This window comes from Actinomadura litoris (assembly GCF_009733595.1).
GTDB lineage: Bacteria > Actinomycetota > Actinomycetes > Streptosporangiales > Streptosporangiaceae > Spirillospora > Spirillospora litoris.
On sequence record NZ_WOFH01000004.1, the window covers coordinates 585,145 to 606,884 of the forward strand.

The 21,740-nt window shown below is 74.6% G+C and carries 19 protein-coding genes and 1 tRNA gene; 10 read left to right on the top strand and 10 right to left on the bottom strand.

From position 1 onward, the window contains the following. The first annotated feature begins 7 nt into the window (after positions 1-7). Positions 8-1,900, top strand: coding sequence for a propionyl-CoA synthetase (locus tag GNZ18_RS14105; protein ID WP_156216821.1), 1,893 nt, complete (start codon positions 8-10; stop codon positions 1,898-1,900). A gap of 38 nt (positions 1,901-1,938) precedes the next feature. Here the strand turns inward: GNZ18_RS14105 and GNZ18_RS14110 are convergent, their stop codons facing one another. Then, on the bottom strand, positions 1,939-2,208 hold the full coding sequence (locus GNZ18_RS14110; RefSeq protein WP_156216822.1) for a GlsB/YeaQ/YmgE family stress response membrane protein: 270 nt from the start codon (positions 2,206-2,208) through the stop codon (positions 1,939-1,941). Positions 2,209-2,282: 74 nt separating this feature from the next. Next, positions 2,283-3,275 carry a selenide, water dikinase SelD gene (gene selD / locus GNZ18_RS14115; RefSeq protein ID WP_308166200.1) on the bottom strand — a complete coding sequence of 331 codons (993 nt, stop codon included), beginning with the start codon at positions 3,273-3,275 and terminating at the stop codon, positions 2,283-2,285. Between the two features lie 99 nt (positions 3,276-3,374). Between selD and GNZ18_RS14120 the strand changes: the two genes are divergently transcribed. The 6 genes from GNZ18_RS14120 to GNZ18_RS14145 all read left to right on the top strand — a co-directional run bounded on the left by GNZ18_RS14120 (position 3,375) and on the right by GNZ18_RS14145 (position 7,558). Next, positions 3,375-3,470 (top strand) — tRNA-Sec (locus GNZ18_RS14120). A 52-nt stretch (positions 3,471-3,522) separates the two neighbouring features. Beyond that, a complete protein-coding gene (locus GNZ18_RS14125) occupies positions 3,523-3,714 on the top strand; it encodes a DUF3099 domain-containing protein (RefSeq protein WP_156216823.1) in 192 nt (63 codons plus the stop codon). A gap of 53 nt (positions 3,715-3,767) precedes the next feature. Beyond that, entirely contained in the window at positions 3,768-4,394 is a 627-nt protein-coding gene (locus GNZ18_RS14130) for a trimeric intracellular cation channel family protein (protein ID WP_156216824.1), read from the top strand. A gap of 80 nt (positions 4,395-4,474) precedes the next feature. Further along, the gene (gene fdhD, locus GNZ18_RS14135) at positions 4,475-5,287 is read left to right on the top strand and encodes a formate dehydrogenase accessory sulfurtransferase FdhD (RefSeq protein WP_156216825.1); all 813 of its coding nucleotides are present in this window, start codon (positions 4,475-4,477) and stop codon (positions 5,285-5,287) included. A gap of 32 nt (positions 5,288-5,319) precedes the next feature. Further along, positions 5,320-6,933, top strand: coding sequence for a phytoene desaturase family protein (locus tag GNZ18_RS14140; RefSeq protein ID WP_156216826.1), 1,614 nt, complete (start codon positions 5,320-5,322; stop codon positions 6,931-6,933). Between the two features lie 190 nt (positions 6,934-7,123). Beyond that, a complete protein-coding gene (locus tag GNZ18_RS14145) occupies positions 7,124-7,558 on the top strand; it encodes a CBS domain-containing protein (protein ID WP_156216827.1) in 435 nt (144 codons plus the stop codon). Between the two features lie 181 nt (positions 7,559-7,739). Here the strand turns inward: GNZ18_RS14145 and yczR are convergent, their stop codons facing one another. Then, positions 7,740-9,212 (bottom strand): MocR-like transcription factor YczR, encoded by a 1,473-nt coding sequence (gene yczR, locus GNZ18_RS14150; protein WP_173390765.1) that lies wholly within the window; start codon positions 9,210-9,212, stop codon positions 7,740-7,742. 121 nt (positions 9,213-9,333) lie between these two features. Here yczR and yczE point away from each other — a divergent pair, with 121 nt between their 5' ends. Further along, on the top strand, positions 9,334-9,975 hold the full coding sequence (gene yczE / locus GNZ18_RS14155; RefSeq protein WP_156216828.1) for a membrane protein YczE: 642 nt from the start codon (positions 9,334-9,336) through the stop codon (positions 9,973-9,975). Here the strand turns inward: yczE and GNZ18_RS14160 are convergent. Genes GNZ18_RS14160 through GNZ18_RS42140 form a run of 3 tightly spaced genes read right to left on the bottom strand, consistent with a single transcriptional unit; the run spans position 9,934 to position 13,253 of the window. After that, on the bottom strand, positions 9,934-11,058 hold the full coding sequence (locus GNZ18_RS14160) for a glycerate kinase (RefSeq protein WP_156216829.1): 1,125 nt from the start codon (positions 11,056-11,058) through the stop codon (positions 9,934-9,936). The two genes, yczE and GNZ18_RS14160, sit on opposite strands and share 42 nt — an antisense overlap. Before the next feature lie 6 nt (positions 11,059-11,064). Continuing rightward, entirely contained in the window at positions 11,065-11,955 is an 891-nt protein-coding gene (locus GNZ18_RS14165; RefSeq protein ID WP_156216830.1) for a DUF1444 domain-containing protein, read from the bottom strand. Next, positions 11,952-13,253, bottom strand: a complete 1,302-nt coding sequence (locus tag GNZ18_RS42140; protein ID WP_156216831.1) for a S66 peptidase family protein — start codon at positions 13,251-13,253, stop codon at positions 11,952-11,954. Before GNZ18_RS42140 ends, GNZ18_RS14165 begins: the two co-directional genes overlap by 4 nt. 192 nt (positions 13,254-13,445) lie before the next feature. Here GNZ18_RS42140 and GNZ18_RS14175 point away from each other — a divergent pair, with 192 nt between their 5' ends. Further along, complete coding sequence (locus GNZ18_RS14175) at positions 13,446-14,399, top strand: sulfotransferase (RefSeq protein ID WP_156216832.1); 954 nt, start codon at positions 13,446-13,448, stop codon at positions 14,397-14,399. Here GNZ18_RS14175 and GNZ18_RS14180 read toward each other — a convergent pair. Next, the gene (locus GNZ18_RS14180) at positions 14,375-16,357 is read right to left on the bottom strand and encodes an ABC transporter ATP-binding protein (protein ID WP_156216833.1); all 1,983 of its coding nucleotides are present in this window, start codon (positions 16,355-16,357) and stop codon (positions 14,375-14,377) included. The two genes, GNZ18_RS14175 and GNZ18_RS14180, sit on opposite strands and share 25 nt — an antisense overlap. Before the next feature lie 266 nt (positions 16,358-16,623). Here GNZ18_RS14180 and GNZ18_RS14185 point away from each other — a divergent pair, with 266 nt between their 5' ends. After that, on the top strand, positions 16,624-18,555 hold the full coding sequence (locus GNZ18_RS14185) for a Xaa-Pro dipeptidyl-peptidase (protein ID WP_312874509.1): 1,932 nt from the start codon (positions 16,624-16,626) through the stop codon (positions 18,553-18,555). 78 nt (positions 18,556-18,633) lie between these two features. On the opposite strand, the gene GNZ18_RS14190 is transcribed toward GNZ18_RS14185, so the two are convergent. The 3 genes from GNZ18_RS14190 to GNZ18_RS14200 all read right to left on the bottom strand — a co-directional run bounded on the left by GNZ18_RS14190 (position 18,634) and on the right by GNZ18_RS14200 (position 21,627). Then, entirely contained in the window at positions 18,634-19,509 is an 876-nt protein-coding gene (locus tag GNZ18_RS14190) for an enoyl-CoA hydratase/isomerase family protein (RefSeq protein ID WP_156216834.1), read from the bottom strand. Between the two features lie 190 nt (positions 19,510-19,699). Further along, entirely contained in the window at positions 19,700-19,912 is a 213-nt protein-coding gene (locus GNZ18_RS42145) for a helix-turn-helix domain-containing protein (protein ID WP_021596738.1), read from the bottom strand. Positions 19,913-20,028: 116 nt separating this feature from the next. Then, the gene (locus tag GNZ18_RS14200; protein WP_214619193.1) at positions 20,029-21,627 is read right to left on the bottom strand and encodes an ABC-F family ATP-binding cassette domain-containing protein; all 1,599 of its coding nucleotides are present in this window, start codon (positions 21,625-21,627) and stop codon (positions 20,029-20,031) included. Positions 21,628-21,740 lie beyond the last annotated feature (113 nt).

The window sequence follows — 21,740 nt, forward strand, 5'->3', positions numbered from 1 at the left end:
GGACGAAATGGGCGCCTACGCGGCCGCGTACGAACGCAGCATCGCCGATCCGACCCGTTTCTGGGGGCTGGCCGCGCGGGACGTCCGCTGGCTCGTCCCGCCCGACCGCGTGCTGGACGACGGCGCGCCCCCGTTCTACCGCTGGTTCACCGGCGGCGAGCTGAACACCTGCGACAACGCCCTGGACCGGCACGTGGAGGAGGGGCGCGGCGACCGGCCCGCCCTCATCTACGACAGCCCCGTCACCGGCACGGTCCGCTCCTACACCTTCCGGGAGCTGACCGGCCTGGTCGCCCGGTTCGCCGGGGCGCTGCGCAAGCAGGGCGTCGACCGGGGCGACCGCGTCGTCATCTACCTGCCGATGGTGCCCGAGGCGGTCGTGGCGATGCTGGCCTGCGCCCGGCTCGGCGCCGTCCACTCGGTGGTGTTCGGCGGGTTCGCGGCGCGCGAGCTGGCCGCCCGGATCGACGACGCCCGGCCGAAGGCGGTCGTGTCGGCGTCCTGCGGCATCGAGGGCGACCGGGTCGTGGCCTACAAGCCGCTGCTCGACCAGGCCCTGGAGCTGGCCAAGCACAAGGTGGAACGGTGCGTGATCCGCCAGCGCGAGCAGCTGCACGCCGACCTCGTCCGCCCGCGCGACGTCGAGTGGGACGAGGCGGTCGCCGAGGCCGAGCCCGCCGAGTGCGTCCCGGTCGCCGCGACCGACCCGCTCTACATCCTCTACACCTCCGGGACGACCGGGCGGCCGAAGGGCGTGGTCCGCGACAACGGCGGGCACGCGGTCGCGCTGCGCTGGTCGATGGAGAACGTCTACGGCATGGGGCCGGGCGACGTGTTCTGGGCGGCGTCCGACGTCGGCTGGGTCGTCGGCCACTCCTACATCGTGTACGCGCCGCTGCTGACGGGCTGCACGACCGTCCTGTACGAGGGCAAGCCGGTGGGCACGCCCGACGCGGGCGCGTTCTGGCGCGTCGCCGCGCAGCACCGCGTGAAGGCGCTGTTCGCGGCGCCCACCGCCATCCGCGCGATCAAGAAGGAGGACCCGGAGGGCGCCCTGCTCGCCGGGCACGACCTGTCGGCGCTGGAGACCCTGTTCCTCGCCGGGGAGCGCCTGGACCCCGACACCTACCGGTGGGCCTCCCGCGTGCTCGACCGGCCCGTCGTCGACCACTGGTGGCAGACCGAGACCGGCTGGCCGATCGTGGCGAACCCGCGCGGGCTGGAGCCGATGCCGATCAAGGCGGGGTCGCCGTCCCTGCCCGTCCCCGGCTACGACGTGCGCGTCCTCGGCGACGACGGCACGCCCCTCCCGCCCGGCGTCGACGGCGACATCGCGCTGCGGCTGCCGCTGCCGCCCGGCACGCTGCCGACGCTGTGGCAGGACGACGAGCGCTTCGTCGAGTCCTACCTCACCCGGCACCCCGGCCACTACCTGACCGGCGACGGCGGCCACGTCGACGAGGACGGCTACGTGTGGGTCATGGGCCGCACCGACGACGTGATCAACGTGGCCGGGCACCGGCTGTCGACCGGCACGATGGAGGAGGTCATCGCGGCGCACCCGGCGGTCGCCGAGTGCGCGGTGATCGGCGTGCGGGACGCGCTGAAGGGGCAGGTGCCGCGCGGCCTGGTCGTGCTGAAGAGCGGCGTGCTCGCCGAGCCCGGGGAGCTGTCGGCCGAGCTGGTGCGGATGGTGCGCGAGCAGGTCGGGCCCGTCGCCGCGCTCCGGGAGGTCGCGGTCGTGCCCGCGCTGCCGAAGACGCGGTCGGGCAAGATCCTGCGGGGGGTGATGCGCGGCCTCGCCGACGGGCAGGAGGTGAGCGTCCCCTCCACGATCGAGGACCCGGCCGTGCTGGAGGGCCTGCGCGCCGTCCTGCGCCCCTCCGACGCCCGGGAGTAGCGCGGGGAGGGCGCTGGGAGTGCGTGCGGAGGGCCCGGTCAGCGTGTGCCGGACGTCGGCCAGAACATCGCGACCAGGTACACGCCCACGGCGGCGAGCGCGATCTGGAAGAGCGTCTCCCAGTAGTCCCAGCCGCCGCTCTCCAGCCCGACCAGGTGGGACAGTCCCGTCCCCGCGAACGCCGCGACGACACCGACCGCGATCATGAGCCAGACCGGCATCGTCGGCCGCCCCGGCGCGATCAGCCGTCCGAGCACGCCCACGGCCGCGCCCAGGACGACGGCGGCGAGGCTCCCCCCGATGGTCATGTCCGCTCCTTCCCCCGTCCGAGCCCTACCCGCTCCGCGATCACCGACACGACCTGCGGGAACGCCCGTGCGGGTCAGCGGACGCGGAGCGCGCGGCGGCCCTGCGCGACCAGCTCCCCGATCACCGGCGCGCCGGGCACCTCGCCCGCGACCAGCAGCCCGCCGGAGGTCTGCGCGTCGGCGAGCAGCAGCCGCTCCTCCTCGCCGATCCGGCCGAAGTCGGTGTGCGGGGTCACCCAGGCCAGGTTGCGGCGGGTGCCGCCGGGCACGAACCCGTCCCGGACGGCTTCGCGCGCACCGTCCAGGTACCGCACCGCCTTCGCGTCGACGACCGCGGTGACACCGCTGGCCCGCGCGAGCTTGTAGAGGTGGCCGAGCAGCCCGTGCCCCGCGACGCCGGTGGCGCAGCGGACGCCGCGCTCCAGCGCCGCCAGCGCCGCGTCGGCGTTCAGCTCGGTCATCGTCTCGACCGCGTGCGCGAACACCTCGCCGGTCGCCTTGTGCCGGGCGGCGAGCACGCCGAGCCCGAGCGGCTTGGTGAGCGACAGCGGGACCCCGGCGCGGCCCGTGTCGAGCCGCAGCGGGCGGTCCGGGTCGGCGGTGCCGGTCACGGCCAGGCCGTACTTGGGTTCGGGGTCGTCGATGCCGTGTCCGGGCGCGACCGGGCAGCCCGCGCGCTCCGCGACGTCGCGCCCGCCGCGCACGGCCTCGCGGGCCAGCTCCATCGGGAGCGCGTCGCGCGGCCAGCCGAGCAGGTTCAGCGCCATCAGCGGGACCCCGCCGACCGCGTAGACGCCCGAGAGCGCGCTCGCGGCGGCGACGCGTCCCCAGTCGTAGGCGTCGTCGAGCACGGGCGGGAAGAAGCAGGCGGACGACACGAGCACGCGCCCGCCGGCGCGGAGCACGGCCGCGTCGTCGGCCCCCGTGCCGTCCAGCAGGTCGGCCGCGGGCCCGCCGCCGGTGAGCCCGGCCACCACGCGCTCCAGCTCGCCCGGGGGGATGGTACTGGCGCCACCGCCGCCGTGGGCGTACTGGGTGAGGCGGGCGGGCGGGACGATGCGGGTCACCCGGAAATTTAACGCACAATCATCTCAAATGATCAAGAAACGGACGGTGCGTGCGCCGTCACCCCGGGACCGGTCCTGATGGCGGCTAGGATCACCCGCGGAGGCGGGAGAGCGCCTGGTGGCCTTCACGATCTTCAAAATCGATGGTCCCGGGGACCCCGGGACGGCGGGTTCGATTCCCGTACGCCTCCGCCACCAGCCGGGATCATCATACGTGGTGATCATCACGCGGGCGTAGCGTGAGGGGATGAGACGGCGCAGGATCGCCTACGGGATCATGATGGCGGTGTGCCTCACGCTGTTCGTCCTCGCCTGGGCGGTCGTCCGGCGGTTCTCGCCCGGGGCGGCGGTCGCGATGTCGGTCGTGGCGATGGTGATCCCGCCGTTCGCGGCGGTGGTGGCCAACTGGAACATCGACCGCACCGACCGGCGGGACTGAGGGGCACCGGCACGGCGACGGCACGGAAGCGGCACGGCACGGAGAGGGTCCTGATGGCGGGTCCGGGGGTACCGGAGGTCCTGGACCTGGCGGGGATCTTCGTGTTCGCCGTGTCCGGGGGCCTCGCGGCCGTGCGGCAGCGGCTGGACGTCGTCGGCATGGTGGTGCTCGCGGAGATCACCGCGCTCGGCGGCGGGATCCTGCGGGACCTGCTGATCGGGGCGGTGCCGCCCGCCGCGTTCACGAGCCTCGGGTACGTGCTGGTGCCGCTCGCCGCGTCCGCGCTGGTGTTCTTCTGGCATCCGCAGGTCACCCGGCTGCTTCCGGCGGTACTGCTGTTCGACGCGGCGGGGCTCGGGCTGTTCTGCGCCACCGGGACGCTGAAGGCGCTGGAGCACGGGCTGTCGCCGCTGCACTCGGTGCTGCTCGGCGTGGTCACGGCGGTCGGCGGCGGCGTCCTGCGGGACATGCTGGGCGGGCAGATCCCCTCGGTGCTCTACGACCGGCAGCTCTACGCGCTCCCGGCGATGCTGGGGGCGGCGGTGATGGCCGTCGCGTACACGGCGGACCTGCACGGCGGGGCCGTCACGGCGGGCGCGGCGGTGCTGGCGACCGGGCTGCGGCTGCTGGCGATTCGGTACGGGTGGCGGACGCCGCGTCCCCGGGGCGTCCCCGACTGACCCTCCGCGGCCGCCTCTCCTCCGCGTCCGGCCAGGGGACTTGTTCGTTACTCTCCTGTTCCGGGGGTAACGTCACGGTCATGGGGCGGATCACCGTGCGCAGGCCCGTGCTGAGGCTGAGCACCACAGGAACGGGCGCGCGGCGGCCCGACACACTCGCGGTCGAGGAGCCTCTGGAGATCCGTGTGGCGGGCAAACCGCTCACGATCACGATGCGGACCCCCGGGCACGACTTCGACCTCGTCGCGGGGTTCCTGGCGGCCGAGGGCGTCATCGCGGACGCGGCGGACCTGACCGCGATGCGCTACTGCGCCGACACCGAGGAGCAGAACACCCTCGACGTGACGCTGGCGCCGGACGTGCCCGCGCCCGACGACTCGATGACGCGCGCGTTCGCCACGACCAGCGCGTGCGGGGTCTGCGGGAAGTCCAGCATCGAGGCGCTGCGCGCCGACCGCCCCTACGAGGTGGCGGACGACCCGCTGCGGCTGACCCCGGGGGTGCTGGCGGCGCTGCCGGAGCGGCTGCGCGAGGCGCAGCGCGTGTTCGACCGGACGGGCGGCCTGCACGCGGCGGGCCTGTTCGACGCCGCCGGGACGCTGCTGGCGGTCCGGGAGGACGTCGGGCGGCACAACGCGGTCGACAAGGTCGTCGGGTGGGCGCTGCGCGCGGGGCTGCTGCCGCTCACCGGGCACGTGCTGATGGTCAGCGGCCGGGCCTCCTTCGAGCTGACCCAGAAGGCGGCGCAGGCGGGGATCCCGGTGCTGGCGGCCGTGTCGGCGCCGTCGTCGCTGGCGGTGGACCTGGCGTCCGACACGGGCATGACGCTCGTCGGGTTCCTGCGCGGCGACACGATGAACGTCTATTCGGGCGCCGAGCGCATCATCCGCTGAACGCGGCCACCCGACCGCCTAGGGTGATCGGCATGGCGGACGCGGTGGTGATCGGATCCGGGCCCAACGGGCTGGTCGCGGCGAACCTCCTGGCCGACGCGGGCTGGGACGTGGAGGTGCTGGAGGCGCAACCCGACCCCGGCGGGGCGGTGCGCAGCGACCGGGGCGTCCACCCCGACTACGTCAGCGACCTGTGCAGCGCCTTCTACCCGCTCGGCGTCGCGTCCCCGGTGATGCGGGCGCTGCGCCTCCAGGAGCACGGCCTGCGGTGGCGGCACGCCCCGGCCGTGCTCGCGCACCCGCTGCCGGACGGGCGCTCAGCCGTCCTGGAGCGCGACCCCCAGGCCACCGCCGCGGGCCTGGACGCGCTCGGCGCGGGCGACGGCGCGGCGTGGCTGCGCCTGTACGAGATGTGGGAGAAGGTCGGCGAGGAGCTGCTGGCGGCGCTGTTCGGCCCGTTCCCGCCGGTCCGCGCGGCGCTGCCGCTGGCCGCCGCCGCGCGGCGGGCGGGCGGGCTGCGCGTCCTGCGGACGCTGCTGGCGCCGGTGCGCACGCTCGGCGAGCAGGAGTTCGCCGGTCCGGGCGGGCCGCTGCTGCTCGCCGGGTCGGCGCTGCACACCGACGCCTTCCCCGAGACGACGGGCGGCGCGGCCTACGGGTGGCTGCTGGCGATGCTCGGGCAGCGGTACGGCTGGCCGGTGCCGGAGGGCGGCGCGGGCGAGCTGACCGCCGCGCTCGTCCGGCGGCTGGAGTCGCGCGGCGGGCGGCTCCGCTGCGACACCCCGGTCACCTCGGTCGTCGTGCGGAACGGGCGCGCCCTCGGTGTCCGGACGGCCTCCGGCGAGGCGGTGCGGGCCAGGCGGGCGGTGCTGGCGGACGTGTCGGCGCCCGCGCTCTACGGCGGGCTCGTCGGCTGGTCCGACCTGCCCGCCCCGCTGCGCGAGGACATGCGGCGCTTCCACTGGGACAACGCGACGTTCAAGGTCGACTGGGCGCTGTCCGGCCCGATCCCCTGGGCGTCGGACGGCACCGCACGCGCGGGCACCGTGCACCTGTCCCCCGGCATGGACGCGCTGACCGGCTACAGCGCGCAGCTCGCGAGCGGGCACGTGCCGTCCGAGCCGTTCGCGCTGCTCGGCCAGATGACGACCGCCGACCCCGCCCGCTCCCCCGCCGGGACGGAGTCGGTGTGGGCCTACACCCACGTCCCGCACGAGGTCGGCGGCGACGCCGGCCCCGACGGGATCACCGGCGCCTGGGACGAGCGGGAGCGGGTGGCGATGGCCGACCGGCTGGAGTCGGTGGTCGAACGCCTCGCGCCCGGATTCCGCGACCGCGTCACCGCGCGGCGGATCATCGCGCCGCCGATGTTCTCCGAGCACGACGCCAACCTGCCGAACGGCGCGCTCAACGGGGGCACGGGGCTGGCGCACCAGCAGTTCGTCCTGCGCCCCGTCCCCGGCCTCGGACGCGCCGAGACGCCGGTCGCGGGCCTGTTCCTGGCGTCGGCGGCGGCGCACCCGGGCGGCGGCGTGCACGGCGCGTGCGGCGCCAACGCGGCGCGCGCGGCCCTCGCCCACGACCGGCCCGCCGGGCGCCTCCTGCTCACCCCCGGTCTGGAGGGGCTCCGCCGACTCCTCACGTGATCCGATGTTTGGATAAATGCCCCAGTAGCTCCCCATATAGGAGTTTAGTCCGGGTCAACAGGCCGGAAGGGTTTACCGCCGCGGGGTTTTCCCCACGGCCGGAACATGCGACCTTGGCAGGAGGAAGCCCGGCGACCGGCCCCCGGCGGCCGTCGCGCCACGGGTCCGGACCGGCAGCGGAGCGTGAGGCATGCGGATTCGCGACATCCTGCGGCGGAAGGGAGACACGGTGGCCACGGTGCGGCCCGAGGCCACCGTTCGGCAGTTGCTCGCCGTCCTGGCCGAGCACAACATCGGGGCGGCGGTCGTCTCGCCCGACGGCACGACCATCACCGGCATCGTCTCCGAGCGCGACGTGGTGCGGCGGCTGCACGACCGCGGCGCGGCGCTGCTCGACCACCCGGTCACCGAGATCATGACCTCGGAGGTCCGCAGCTGCGACCCCGGCGACAAGGTCGAGGACCTGCGCCGCACGATGACCGAGCACCGGTTCCGGCACGTGCCCGTCGTGGTGGACGGGCGGCTCGCCGGGATCGTCAGCATCGGCGACGTCGTCAAGAGCGCGATCGACGAGTTGCAGAGCGAGCGCGAGCACCTGGTCGACTACATCCAGCGCGCTCCTTAGTTTGAAGTCCCGGCCCACCACCCTCGCCTGGCGGCTCGGGCGGTGACCGTGCCTTTGCGGGCGCGGAATCGCTTCGCGATCTTCGCGGTGGGGCCTCGCCTCCGGCGTCGGCCCCACCGCTCAGCTAACGCGCCCGCGCGGTGGCTGAGGTCGTTGAGACCTTCCGTGCCCCTTGAGCGGCTCAGACGTAGGCGGTGACGGGGCGGGCGGCGGGGGCCTCCCGCACCTCCTGGAAGGCGTGCGCGAGCCGCTCGACCGCGAGGCGCAGCGTGCCCGGCGGCAGCACGTACGGCAGCCGGACGTAGTCCTCCAGCACGCCGTCCACGCCGAACACCGGGCCGGGCGCCACCCGCACGCCCGCCCGCTCGGCCGCCTCGGCGAGCCGCGTCGCGACCGGGGCGCCGAGCCGCGCCCACAGGCACATGCCGCCGTCCGGCAGCCGGAACTCCCAGCCCGGCAGCGTCGCGCGGAGCGCCTCCGCGAGGGCGTCGCGGCTGGGCAGCAGGGTCGCGGCGCGGTCGGCGCGGACCTCCTCCAGCCGCAGCAGCAGCTCTTGGACGATCAACTGGTCGAGCACGGGGCTCGCCATGTCGAACGGCTCGCGGGCGAGCGTCAGGCGGCGCGCCAGCGGCGCGGTCGTGCGGATCCAGCCGATGCGCAGCCCGCCCCACAGCAGCTTGGACGCCGATCCGACGCTGATCACCCGGCCGCCGGTGTCGAACGCGGCGAGCGGCGGCTCACGCGGCGCGTCCGGGTCGAGCGCGAGGTCGGCGAAGGTCTCGTCGGCCACCAGGAAAGCGTCGGCGCGGCGCGCGGCGCCGACCAGCGCCTCCCGCTCGGCGGCCGGCATCAGGCGCCCGGTCGGGTTCTGGAAGTCGGGGATCATGTAGGCCATCCGGACGGCGGCCTGCCGCATGCCGCCCGCGACCAGCTCCATGTCCCAGCCCTCGTTCACCCCGACCGGGACGAGCCGGACGCCGCGCCCGCGCAGCGCGCCGAGCGCGTGCGGGTAGGTCGGCCGCTCCACCATCACCGCGTCGCCCGGCTCCGCCAGCGAGTGCGTGAGCAGCGTGAACGCGTGCTGCGCGCCCGTGGTGACAACGATCTGGTCGGGACGGGTGGGGACGCCGCGCGCCGCGTACCCGGCGGCGACGACCTCGCGCAGGCTCGCGAGCCCGGCGGGCTCGTAGCCGGGGCCCGCGCTGTGGCGGGGCAGCTCGGCGACGGCGGCGGCGACGGCCTCCTCGAAGATCGCCGGAGCCCCGGGGGTGGCGCAGCCGAGGTCGATGAACCCGGCGGTCTCCGGGACGGGGTAGGCCCGGCCGAACCGCTTGCCCGCGGCGGGCACCGCCTCCCCGGTCGGACGCGCCGACCACCGGACCGGGGGCAGCGCCGTCCAGCTCCCCGCACCCTGCCGGCTCGCGACGTGGCCCTCGTCGCGGAGCCGGTCGTAGGCGGCGGTGACGGTGGTGCGGCTGACGCCGAGCGCGGCGGCCAGGTCGCGTTCGGCGGGCAGGCGCGTGCGGGGCGCGAGCCGCCCGTCCTGGATCAGGCCGCGGACCGCGCCCGCGAGCGCCGCGTAGACGGGCCGCTCGCGCGGGACGTCGCCGAGGAGCCGGGCCAGGTGCGGTCCGCTCACGTAACGCGTGCTCATACGAACCACCTCATACGAACCACCTCATACGAACCACATTCGCATAATGGCCCTGGAACTTCCAGGCCACTGTGGGCGATGATGGTCAAACCTCAGCCAAACATGACTCTGGAGCGCGATAATGGCCTTGATGGCACGCAGGTTGGTCCAGCTCTACGCTGGATTGGCCTTGTACGGGCTCGGGATCGCCCTCCAGGTGAGGTCCGACCTCGGCAACGCCCCGTGGGACGTCCTGCATCAGGGCCTGTCCCGGCGCGTCGGGCTCTCGATGGGCGCGTGGATCGTCATCGCGGGGGCGCTGGTGATGCTCGCCTGGATCCCGCTCCGGCAGCGCCCCGGCCTCGGCACGGTCAGCAACGCCGTCCTCGTCGGCGTCTTCGCCGACCTGTTCCTGTGGCTGCTGCCCGATCCGAGTGCGCTCGCCGCGCGCTGGACGTACCTGGTGGCCGCCGTCCTCGCGGGCGGGTTCGCCACCGGCTGCTACATCGGCGCGGGCCTCGGGCCCGGCCCGCGCGACGGCCTGATGACCGGCATCGCGGCGCGGGGCCACTCCATCCGCGTGGTCCGCACCGGCATCGAGGTGAGCGTGCTGGCGGCGGGATGGCTGCTGGGCGGCACGGTCGGCCTCGGAACGGTCCTGTACGCGGTCACGATCGGCCCGCTCGCCCACGTCTTCCTGCCGGCGCTGACCGTCACCGGGCCCGAGCCGGAACCGAGCGGGCTAGAGGACGAGGCGGACCACCTGGTCCGCCAGGGCGGATAGCAGCGGCGCGGCCTCCGACCTCAGCTCGTCCAGCGCGCGGGGGCCGTCGGCGAGGCTGAAGGCGGCGGTGAGGCCGAGGGCGTGCAGCCCATCGAGCGGGCCCGCGACTCCCCCGGCCAGCGCGACGGCCCGCACGCCGCGCTCCCGGGCGAGCGCGGCGACGGCGGAGACGACCTTGCCGGACGCGGACTGCCCGTCCACCCGCCCCTCACCGGTGATCACCAGATCGGCGCCGGCGAGCGCGGCGGGCAGCCCGACGGCCGCGGCGACCAGCGCCGCGCCGGGTGCGGGCTCGGCGCCCAGGGCCCCCGCCAGGCCGCCGCAGGCGCCGCCGGCAGCGCCCGCGCCGGGCAGGTCGTGGACGCGGACGCCGTAGCGGTCCGCGAGGACGTCGGCGAACCGGGTGAGCGCCGCGTCCAGCTCGCGGACCTGCGCGGGCGCCGCGCCCTTCTGCGGGCCGAACACGGCGGCGGCGCCGGACGGCCCGGTCAGCGGGTTCGTGACGTCGCAGGCCACGCGGAAGCGGGTGGCGCGGACCTCGGCGGGCACGTCCGCGTCGTCGATCGCGGCCAGCCGGGCCAGCGCCGCGCCGCCCGGCGGGAGCTCGGCGCCCGAGGCGTCCAGGAAGCGGAAGCCGAGCGCGCTCAGCAGCCCGGCGCCGCCGTCGGTGCTGGCGCTGCCGCCGACGCACACGAGCACCTCGCGGGCGCCGCGCCGGACCGCGTCGGCGACCAGCGCGCCGGTGCCGGTGGTCGCGGCGCCCAGCGGGTCGGGCGGGACGTCCTCGACCAGCGGCAGCCCGGACGCGGCGGCCAGTTCCACGACCGCCGACGTCCCTTCGCCCGACAGCCCGTAGCGGGCCGTGACCGGACGGCCGAGCGGGTCGGTCGCCGCGACCTCGACCCGCCTGCCGCCGCGCGCGCCGAGGAAGCAGTCGAGCGTGCCCTCACCGCCGTCGGCCATCGGCACCGCGCGGACCCGCGCGGCGGGCGCGGCCCGGCGGACGCCCGCCGCGATCGCGGCGCAGGCGTCCCGGGCGGTCAGGCTGCCCTTGAAGGAGTCAGGCGCGACGACCACCCGCATCGGCGGTCAGCGTTCGGCGGTGTGGGCGGCGAGGACGGAGGTCAGCTCCTCGGGCAGCACCAGCGCGCCGCCCTCGTACCGGGTCTCCAGCGGCCGCAGCGCGCCCGCCCGCCACCAGTACAGGTTCGGGCTGATCGAGCCGGGTCCCTCCTCGTAGGCGCGGTGGGCCTGCGCCTGGAGCTCGCGCGCGGCGGCCGCGGCGGCGCGGTAGCGGGCCCGGGGCGAGGGCTCGGCGATCCGCAGCGGGTGCGCCACGATCAGGCCCCGGTTCGGGGCGATGACCAGCGCGCCCGACGGCCCGATCGGCAGGTACTCCTCCAGCCACGCCAGGTGGGTCGCGGTGTAGAACGTCCAGCCGTGCAGGACCGACACGCGGATGCCGCCGAGGTCCTGCTCGTCGTGCTGGAGCGGCCCGTCGCCGCGCACGTTGTCGCGGCCGAGCATGAACAGCGCGTCGCCGGAGACCGGCCAGCCGTGCATCTCGTGCGCGGACAGCGTCCGCACGCTGGTCGGGGTGTCGACGACCACGGCCTCGATCAGGCCGGGCGCGAACGGGCGGGAGGCGAGCTGGCCGTTGTCGTCCTCGGCCGGGTAGATGCGGGTGCGCAGCAGGTGCTGGGCGAGGTCGAAGTCGGACAGGTCGAGCGGCTCCTCCATCGCGGTGACGATGGTGGTGACCTGGTCGGACACCAGCGCGGGCCAGTCGTCGCGGGGCACCAGCCGCGCGAGCTGCCGCAGGTCGCGCATGCGGACCGGGAGCTGGTAGGCGCCCTGGAGCAGCATGACGTCGCCGGGCGCGCGGCGGCAGGCGTAGCCGAGGCTCTCGCCGACCAGCACCACCAGCGATTCGAGGGTCCCGTCGTCCCAGGGGTCCGGGCGGGCGTGCCGGCCGCTCATCGCGCACCTCCGGGCGCTCGCAGGGTCAACGCGCCGGCGTCCAGCCGGACGGGGGCGCCGAGCTCCAGCGTGCGCTGGCGCGGGCCGTGCCCGACCGGCGCCCCGGCGAGCACCGGCACGCCGAGCGGGCCGAGCCTGGCGGCGAACACGGCGTCCAGCTCGGCGGGGTCGCCGGACCGTTCCCACGAGCCGAGGACCACCCCCGCCGCGCCGTCGAACCAGCCCGCCTGGAGCAGTTGGACGAGCATCCGGTCGATCCGGTAGGGCGCTTCGGAGACGTCCTCCAGCAGGACGACGCGCCCCGCCGCCGGGGGCGGGGCGTAGGGCGTGCCGAGCAGCGCGGTGAGCAGCGTGAGCGTGCCTCCTGTCAGCGGCCCCTCGGCGAACCCCTCGCACAGCGCGTGGGTGCCGGTCAGCGGGCTCTGGTCCTCGCGGAACAGCGCGGCGCGCAGCCCCTCGAACGTCTCGACATCGGCGGCGTCCGCCCCCGGGGCGCGCTCCGCGCCCTCGGCCCCGCCCGCGCTACCGGCCCGACCCGCGTCCCCGGCCTGAGCCGGGTGGTCGGTGCGGCCCGCGTCCCTGGACTGGCCCGCCTCCCTGGGCTGGCCCGCGTCCCTCGATCGGTCCGCGTCCCTCGGATGGCTCGCGTCCCTGGTCGGGGCCGCGGGATCGGTTCGGTTCGCGTCGGCGGGTGGGGGGGCGTCGGCCAGGTGGGACGCGGCGGCGAGGTCGGCGACGCGGCCGGCGGGCATGGGGCCGAAGGAGGTCGTGACGCCGAGGCGCGCGCCGAACGCGACGTGCAGCGCGGTGATGTCGCTGGAGCCGTGCAGGATCTTGGGCCCCGTCCCGGCGCGCTCGGCCTCGCGCGCGGCGGCCGCCAGCGCGTCCCAGTCGAGGTGGTCGAGGACGCGGGTGGCGCCGTATCCGCCGCGCGCGCAGACCACCGCGCGGACGCGCGGGTCGCACCAGGCGGCCTCCAGGTCGGCGGCGCGGTCGGCGTCGCCGCCCGCGAGCCGGTGCCAGTCGTCGCGGAGGGGGCCGGGCGCGCCGAGGTTGACTCGGTCGAGGGCGTGCTTGCCGACCACGACGTCAAGGCCGAGGTCGCGCAGGACGGCGCAGCCCGCCTCCAGCCGCGCCGGGTCCGCGGGACCGCTCGGCGCGACGACCGCGATCCGGTCACCGGGCCGCAACCCCCTGTACCGGCGGAGGTCGGACGCGCTCGACCGGCCGCCGGGCAACCCGGCGGCGGGCTCGCCGGACGACCCGTCGGCCGCCTCAGCGCGGGCGCCCCCGCTCATCAACCCGATCCCTCCTCGCACCGCGACGGATAGAGCTTGTCAGGATCCGGACGCCAGCGGAAGGGGCGGCCGGTCACGACCCGCCAACAGATCATCTCGCGTTCCGGGGGCCTTCCGCGACCCGGGATTCGGACAGGTCGCACGGAGCGTCACGGTCCGACCGCCGCCGAAAGATGCCAAACTTGTTCGGGTATGAGGTCGACGCCGCACATCCTTGTGATCAACGGCACCAAGGTCCGCCGCCCGGTCTTCGTCCTGGGCGCACCCCATTGCGGTGCGGACCTGCTGGCCCGTGCGGTGAAACGGTCCGCCGGGTTCCACCTGACCACGGGCCGCCCCGGGGTCCTGCGGGTCACCTACGCCTTCGCGCGGCGGCCGGCGATCGCGACGGAGCGTGGCCAGGGAGCGGCGCGGGTGCTCCGCGACGCCTACGCCGAGGCGTGGCAGGTGTCCGCGCGGGCCTGCGCGGAGTGCTCGGCCGAGTGCCGTGAGCTGGCGGGGCTGCCGCCGCGCGTCCCCGACGGGGAGGCTTCCGAGCCGTGCGTGGCCGCGGCCGGCATCGCGCGGTTCGCCGACGCCTCCCCCGACCTGATCTACAGCGCCGACGTGCTGCTGGACGCCTTCCCCGACGCCCAGCTCGTGCAGGTGATCCGGGACGGCCGGGACGCGGTCGCCGACATGCTCGGCGACGAGCGCTGCCTCGCCTGGTTCAAGCCGGGCCTGGCCAACCTCGACGCGGTGTTCCCCAACCCGTTCCTCGGCGTGGAGGACCACACCGAGCGCCGCCGCTGGCCGAGCGCGGCGCCGGCCGTCAAGTGCGCGCTGCGCTGGCGCGGCTCGGTGCGGCTCAGCGCGCGGCTGCGGCAGCAGGTCCCCGAGGAGCAGCTGCACACCGTCCGGTACGAGGAGCTGGTCGCCCGGCCGCGCCGCGTCGCCGCCGACCTGTCGGAGTACCTGGACACGGCGATCTCCAGGACGGTCCTGACCGGCCTCGTGCGGGCCGGGGCGAGGGAGGCGCGCGGCGTGGACGAGCACGGCGTCGGGTCGTGGCGGGAGCGGCTGTCGCCCCGGCAGCTCGCCCAGGTCGAGAAGGTCGCCGGGACGGAGCTGCGCAGGCTCGGCTACCGGCTCACCGCCGACGTCTGAGTGCCGCTCGCCTCGCCGTCGCCGGAGGGGGCGTCCAGGCCCTCGCCGTCGCGCTGGCGGGCGAACTGCGTGCGGTAAAGCTCGGCGTACAGGCCGCCGCGCAGCAGCAGCTCCTCGTGCCGCCCGCGCTCGGCGACCCGCCCGTCGTCGATCACGAGGATCTGGTCGGCCTCGCGGATCGTGGACAGCCGGTGCGCGATCACCAGCGACGTGCGCCCGGCGAGGGCCGTCTTCAGCGCCCGCTGGACGGCCGCCTCGGACTCGGAGTCCAGGTGCGCGGTCGCCTCGTCCAGCACGACCACCGACGGCGCCTTCAGCAGCAGCCGCGCGATCGCCAGCCGCTGCTTCTCCCCGCCCGACAGGCGGTAGCCGCGGTCGCCGACGACCGTGTCCAGGCCCTCGGGCATCGCGGTGACGAGGCCGCCGATCTGCGCCGACCCGAGCGCGGCGAGGATCTCCTCGTCGGTGGCCTCCGGCCGGGCGTAGCGCATGTTCTCGCGGATCGTGTCGTGGAACAGGTGCGCGTCCTGGCTGACCACGCCGATCTCCGCGCGCAGCGAGTCGAGCGTGACGTCGCGGACGTCGGCGCCGCCGATCCGGACGGCGCCGTCCGAGACGTCGTACAGCCGCGAGACCAGGTGCGTGATCGTCGACTTGCCCGCGCCCGACGGGCCGACCAGCGCGACGAGCTGCCCGGGGGTGGCCGTGAAGTGCACGTCGTGCAGGACCTCGCGGGCGGGCGCGGTGTCGGTCCGCGCGATCGACTCCAGCGAGGCCAGCGACACCTCCTCGGCCGAGGGGTAGGCGAACCGGACGTGGTCGAACTCGATCGCCGGGGCGGCCGGGGCGGCCGCCTTCCCGGTCGTCGCGGGCCCTCGGGACGCCTCCAGCGCGCGAGCGTCCTCGCGGTCGCGGATCAGCGGCTTGAGGTCGAGCACCTCGAACACCCGGTCGAAGCTGACGAGGGCGGTCATCACGTCCACGTGGACGTTGGACAGCGCGGTCAGCGGGCCGTACATGCGGGTCAGCAGCGTGGCGAGGGCGACCAGCGTGCCGAGTTCGAAGCCGCCGTCCACGACGAGCACGCCGCCGACGCCGTAGACCATCGCGGTGGCGAGCGCGGCGACCAGTGTCAGCGCGGTGAAGAACACGCGGCCGTACATCGCCGCGACGATCCCGATGTCGCGGACCCGCGCGGCCCGCTGGGAGAAGTTCTCCTCCTCCTCGACCGGGCGCCCGTACAGCTTGGCGAGCATCGCGCCCGCCACGTTGAACCGCTCGGTCATCAGCGAGCTCATCTCGGCGTCCAGCACCATCTGCTCGCGGCTGATCCGCGACAGCCGCCGCCCGACCCACTTGGCGGGCAGCACGAAGACCGGGAGCAGCAGCAGCGCGATCAGCGTCACCTGCCAGGACAGGATCAGCATCGTCACCAGGACGAGGATCAGGCTGATCACGTTCGACACCACCGACGACAGCGTCGTGGTGAGGGCCCGCTGCGCGCCGATGACGTCGTTGTTGAGGCGGCTGACCAGCGAGCCGGTCTGGGCGCGCATGAAGAACGCGACGGGCTGGCGCTGGACGTGCCCGAACACCTGCGTGCGCAGGTCGTAGATCAGGCCCTCGCCGATGCGCGCCGAGTACCAGCGCTGCGCCAGCCCGAGCACCGCCTCCAGCAGCGCGAGTCCGCCCACCGCGAGGGCGAGCCACACCACCACGTCGTCGTCGCCCGGGATGATGCCGCGGTCGATGATCGACTTGAGCAGCAGCGGGTTGGCGACGACGATCACCGCGGCGACCGTGTTCAGCGCGAGGAACAGCACCAGCTCGCGGACGTACGGGCGCGCGTAGCCCGCGATCCGCCTGACGGTCCCGGGCTTGAGCTTCTGCTGGGTGACCGAGCCGTCCCGGCGGAACGAGGCCATCACCTGCCAGCCGTTGCCCGGCGTTCCCGGCATCCCCACATGCGCCTCCGAGGGGTCGCTGCCCGCCCGCTGTGGACCCGTGGGCGGAACAAGTACGTAATCAAGTAAGCATCTCAGTGTCCGCTGTGCACAACACGCCGTGCCCCACGGCGCTTCCCGGCTCCGCTCACGGCGTAACCATCCCCTGACCGGGCGCGTCCACAACGTCCAATAACGGGCGATCTTATGGACTTCCCGCCGGTCCGGTAGTAGATGTGATCGACAACTTTTCAGGCTCACATCCCCCCAGGAGCCCACCAGTGAGACGACGCTTCCCGCGAGGCGGCGCCGGCGTGATCACCCTCACCGCCGCGCTGCTCGCCACCACCGCGCTCCCGGCGGGCGCCGCCGCGCCCACGAGGCCGGCGCGCGCCCCCGAGACCGTCCCTCGCCTGACGGTGAGCGGCGGCGAGACCCAGCCGGTCTTCTCCCGCGCGGACGCGGTCACCCAGACCGTCAACATCGAGACGACCGTCGACAGCGACGAGGACGGCGTCCGCGACCGCGTCCAGATGCGGATCATGCGGCCGAAGGAGACCGACACCGCCGGGCTGAAGGTCCCGACGATCCTGGAGGCCAGCCCGTACTGGGCCGGCACCCACAACGTCGACAACCACCCGGTCGACATCGGCGACGCGCAGGGCAGGGCGCTGGCGCCGAGCCGGCGCGACCTCGCCGGCATCTTCCCCGGCATCTACGACAACTACTTCCTGCCGCGCGGCTACGCCATCGCGAACCTCGACAGCATCGGGACGGGCGGCTCCACCGGCTGCCCGACCTCCGGCGACCGCAGCGAGCAGGCGGGCGCCAAGGCGGCGGTGGACTGGCTGAACGGCCGCGCCAGGGGCTTCGCGCCCGACGGCACGCCGGTGAAGGCCGGCTGGTCGACCGGGAACGTCGGCATGATCGGCCAGTCCTACAACGGGACGCTGCCGAACATGGCGGCGGCGACCGGCGTGGAGGGCCTGAAGGCGATCGTGCCGATCGCGGGCATCTCCAGCTGGTACGACTACTACCGCGCCAACGGCGGCGTGCTCGCGCCCGGCGGCTACCAGGGCGAGGACCTCGACGTCCTCGCCAAGGCGGTGCTGACCCGGCAGAACCCCGAGGTCTGCGCGAAGATCATCGACGACATCGAGGCGAAGCAGGACCGCGAGACCGGCGACTACGGCAAGGTCTGGGCCGAGCGCGACTACGTCGGGCAGGCCAAGAAGGTCCGCGCGGCCGTCATGGTCGTGCACGGGCTGAACGACTGGAACGTCAAGGTCAAGAACTCCGTCCAGTGGTGGAACGCGCTGAAGCAGGCGGGGGTGCCGCGCAAGCTCTGGCTGCACCAGGCCAACCACGCGACGCCGTTCCGCTGGCGCCTGGAGGAGTGGCTGCGCCAGACGCACCACTGGTTCGACCGGTACCTCTACGGCATCCGCAACGGCATCGACAAGGAGCCGCGCGTCGACGTCGAGCGCGCCCCCGGGCAGTGGGAGACGGCCAAGGACTGGCCCGTCCCCGGCACCCGCACCGTCCCGCTGAGCCTCAACGCGGGCGACGCGGGGCAGCCGGGCACGCTCGCGCTGCGCCCCCGGCAGGGCGCCGACCAGTCGCTGGTGGACGCGGGCAGGACCAGGACCGCCGAGGAGCTGCTGGTCAACGAGGACAAGGCCGACCCGAACCGGCTCGCCTACCTGACCCCGGCGCTCACGGCGCCGCTGCGCGTCAACGGGACCCCCGAGATGTCGGTCCGCGCCTCGCTGGACGGGCGGTCGCCGTACCTGACGGCGCTGCTGGTCGACTACGGCACCGACGCCCGGCCGACCGGCGGCCGCCTCGACACCGGTGAGCGCGTCTGCTTCGGCCAGGGCGTCGCGGGCGACGACGGCTGCACCACCCGGCAGAAGCTGTACACCGAGACCGCCCCCTACAAGATCATCACTCGGGGCTGGCTGGACGCGCGGAACCGGCACAGCCCGAGCCGCACCGAGCCGATCACGCCCGGCAAGGCCTACGACTTCCGCTGGGACTTCCAGCCGACCGACTACGTCGTCAAGGCGGGCCACCGCCTCGGCGTGATCGTCCTGTCCACCGACTACGACTACACGCTGCGCTACCCGGCGGGCACCAAGGTCACGCTCACCCCGGGCACCAGCAAGGTCCTGCTGCCGCTCGCGCGGGGAGGCCGCGAGTCCCTCCAGTAGACCCGTCCCAGCGCCTGCGGGCCGGTGCCGTCGTGTTCGCGACGGCACCGGCCCGCCTGGCTCACGGGCCGCCGCGCGTCAGCGGGCGGCGAACAGGGCGCGGAAGCGGCCGATCTGCTCCCGGCGCTCGGCGGCGCACTGCTGTTCGAGGGTGTTCGCGGGCGCCTGCCGGAGCAGGCGCTTGGTGGCGACGGCGGCGCCCGCGTCCACCGCGAGCAGGGCGGCGACCAGGTCGGCGACGGCCCCGTCGAGCGCGCCGCGCGGGACGAGCGTCTCGGCCAGGCCGAGCCGCGCGGCCTCCTCGGCGTGGACGGTGCGGGCGGTCAGGCACAGTTCGAGCGCGCGGGGCAGGCCGACGGCCTCGACGAGCGGCTTGGTGCCGGTCAGGTCGGGGACGAGCCCGAGCGCGGGCTCCTTCATGCAGAAGGCGGTGTCGTCGGCGATCACGCGCAGGTCGCAGGCCAGGGCGAGCTGGAAGCCGCCGCCGATCGCGTGGCCGTGCACGGCGGCGATCGTGACGATCTCGGGCCGCCGCAGCCAGGTGTAGGCGTCCTGCAGCTCCGCGATGAACCGGTCGGTGGCCTCGGCGTCGGCGCCGATGGGGAAGCCGTTCTCGGAGAACTGGGTGAGGTCGATGCCCGCGGAGAACGAGGGCCCCGCGCCCTTCAGCACGACCACGCGCACCGCGTCCGGCAGCGACCGGCCGATGGCGGCCAGGCCCCGCCACATCGCGAAGGTCATCGCGTTGCGCCGCTCGGGGCGGTTCAGCGTGACGGTCGCGACGGCGCCGTCGACCTCCAGCCGAAGGCCGGCCTCGGCGAGAGCCGCCCCGCTCGGAGGGGTCCCGCCGAGTCCGGCCCCGTCGAGGCTGGGCTCGTCCGAACCGGGCTCGCGCAGGCCCGGTCCCGGTGCGTTGGCCGGTTCCGGTCCTGGCTGCGCGCTCGCGTCCGTCATCGCGCTCCCTCCGCTGTGACCTGTGACGACGCGGGCACGAGGCCCGCGATCACGGCGCAGGGAGGCGCGTCGGGCCCACCCCGCCGTCCAGTGGGGCGGGCCCGAACCTGTCCTACGCCGCGGCCGAACCCTACTCGGCCGGCCGCGGCGGCGGGTCAGGCGGTGCGCTCATCCGGGGGTCGGTGTCCGTTCAGGACTTCTTGCCCCGGGTCGCACCGCCGCGACCGCGCAGGTTGACTCCGGACTCGGTCAGAATCCGGTGGATGAACCCATACGAGCGGCCGGTGGCGGCTGCCAGGGCGCGGATGCTCTCGCCGGAGTCGTACCTCTTCTTGAGGTCCGCCGCCAGCTTGTCGCGCTCGGCACCGGTCACGCGGGTGCCCTTCTTGAGGGTCTCGGCCACGAGTACCTCCCGTAGTGATGTGGTGACCGCTGCGTTATCCCCCGCCATGATCAGTCATTCCCGCGCGTTCGGCTACCCACTCGGCCAGAAAAGATCTGCTGAAGGGCGTCCGCAGGTCACGCAAGTGCCACCAGATCAGCAAACTCGTCACTCCAGATGTCTTCGACACCATCCGGCAGCAAAATCACTCTTTCCGGCCGCAGCGCGTCGACGGCGCCCTCGTCGTGGGTCACCAGTACGATCGCTCCGGCGAAGGTCCGCAGCGCCGCCAGGATCTCCGCGCGACTGGCCGGATCGAGGTTGTTGGTGGGCTCGTCCAGCAGCAGGACGTTCGCGCTGGAGACCACCAGCATCGCCAGTGCCAGCCGGGTCTTCTCCCCGCCCGACAGCACGCCCGCGGGCTTGTCCACGTCGTCGCCGGAGAACAGGAACGAGCCGAGGATCTTGCGGACCTCGACCGGCGCCATCCCGGGCGCGGCCGACTGCATGTTCTCCAGCACCGAGCGCTCGACCTCCAGCGTCTCGTGCTCCTGAGCGTAGTAGCCGATGCGCAGCCCGTGCCCGGCCACGACCGCGCCGGTGTCGGGCTTGTCGACCCCGGCCAGCATGCGCAGCAGGGTCGTCTTGCCCGCGCCGTTCAGGCCCAGCACGACGACGCGGCTGCCCCGGTCGATGGCCAGGTCCACGTCGGTGAAAATCTCCAAAGATCCGTACGATTTCGACAAACCCTCCGCGGTGAGCGGAGTCCGGCCGCACGGCGCCGGATCCGGAAAGCGGATCTTGGCGACCTTGTCGGCCTGCCGCTCGCCCTCCACGCCCGCGAGGAGCTGCCTCGCGCGCCGGTCCATCTGCTGGGCCGCCTTGGCCTTGGTGGCCTTGGCGCGCATCTTGTCGGCCTGCGAGAGCAGCGCCGACGCCTGCCGCTGGGCGTTGGCCGTCTCGCGCTTGCGGCGCCGCTCGTCGGTCTCGCGCTGGTCGAGGTACTTCTTCCAGCCGACGTTGTAGATGTCGATCACGCTGCGGTTGGCGTCCAGGTGGAAGACCCGGTTGACGACGGCGTCCAGCAGGTCCACGTCGTGGCTGATGACGACCAGGCCGCCCTGGTGGGACTTCAGGAAGTCGCGCAGCCACACGATCGAGTCGGCGTCCAGGTGGTTGGTCGGCTCGTCCAGCAGGAGGGTGTCGGCGCCGGAGAACAGGATGCGGGCCAGCTCGACGCGGCGCCGCTGGCCGCCCGACAGCGTCCCGAGCGGCTGGGTCATGACCCGGTCGGGCAGGCCCAGGCTGGAGGCGATCGAGGCGGCCTCGGCCTCGGCCGCGTAGCCGCCGAGGACGTGCAGCCGCTCCTCCAGCCGCCCGTACCGGCGGACGGCGCGGTCACGCCCGGCGTCGGAGGCGGTGGCCATCGCCTCCTCGGCGGCCCGCAGGTCGCGGATCACCTCGTCCAGGCCGCGGGCGGACAGGATGCGGTCGCGGGCCATCTCCTCCAGGTCGACGCCGCGCGGGTCCTGCGGGAGGTAGCCGATGGTGCCCGAGGACGTCACGCCGCCCTGCGCGGGCAGCGCCTCCCCCGCCAGCACCTTGGTGAGGGTGGTCTTGCCGGCGCCGTTGCGGCCGACGAAGCCCACCCGGTCGCCGGGGTTGACCCGGAAGGTGGCGGCCTCGATCAGCAGCCGGGATCCGGCGCGCAGCTCGATATCGTTCGCGATGATCACAGTGACAGGGCTCCCCTGACGGACGGCTCGATGGACAGGCGCACGAAACGGCGCGCCGCGGTCGGGGTGACCGGGGCGCGCCTCGACGGCCTGTCAGCTCGGGAGCGAAACCA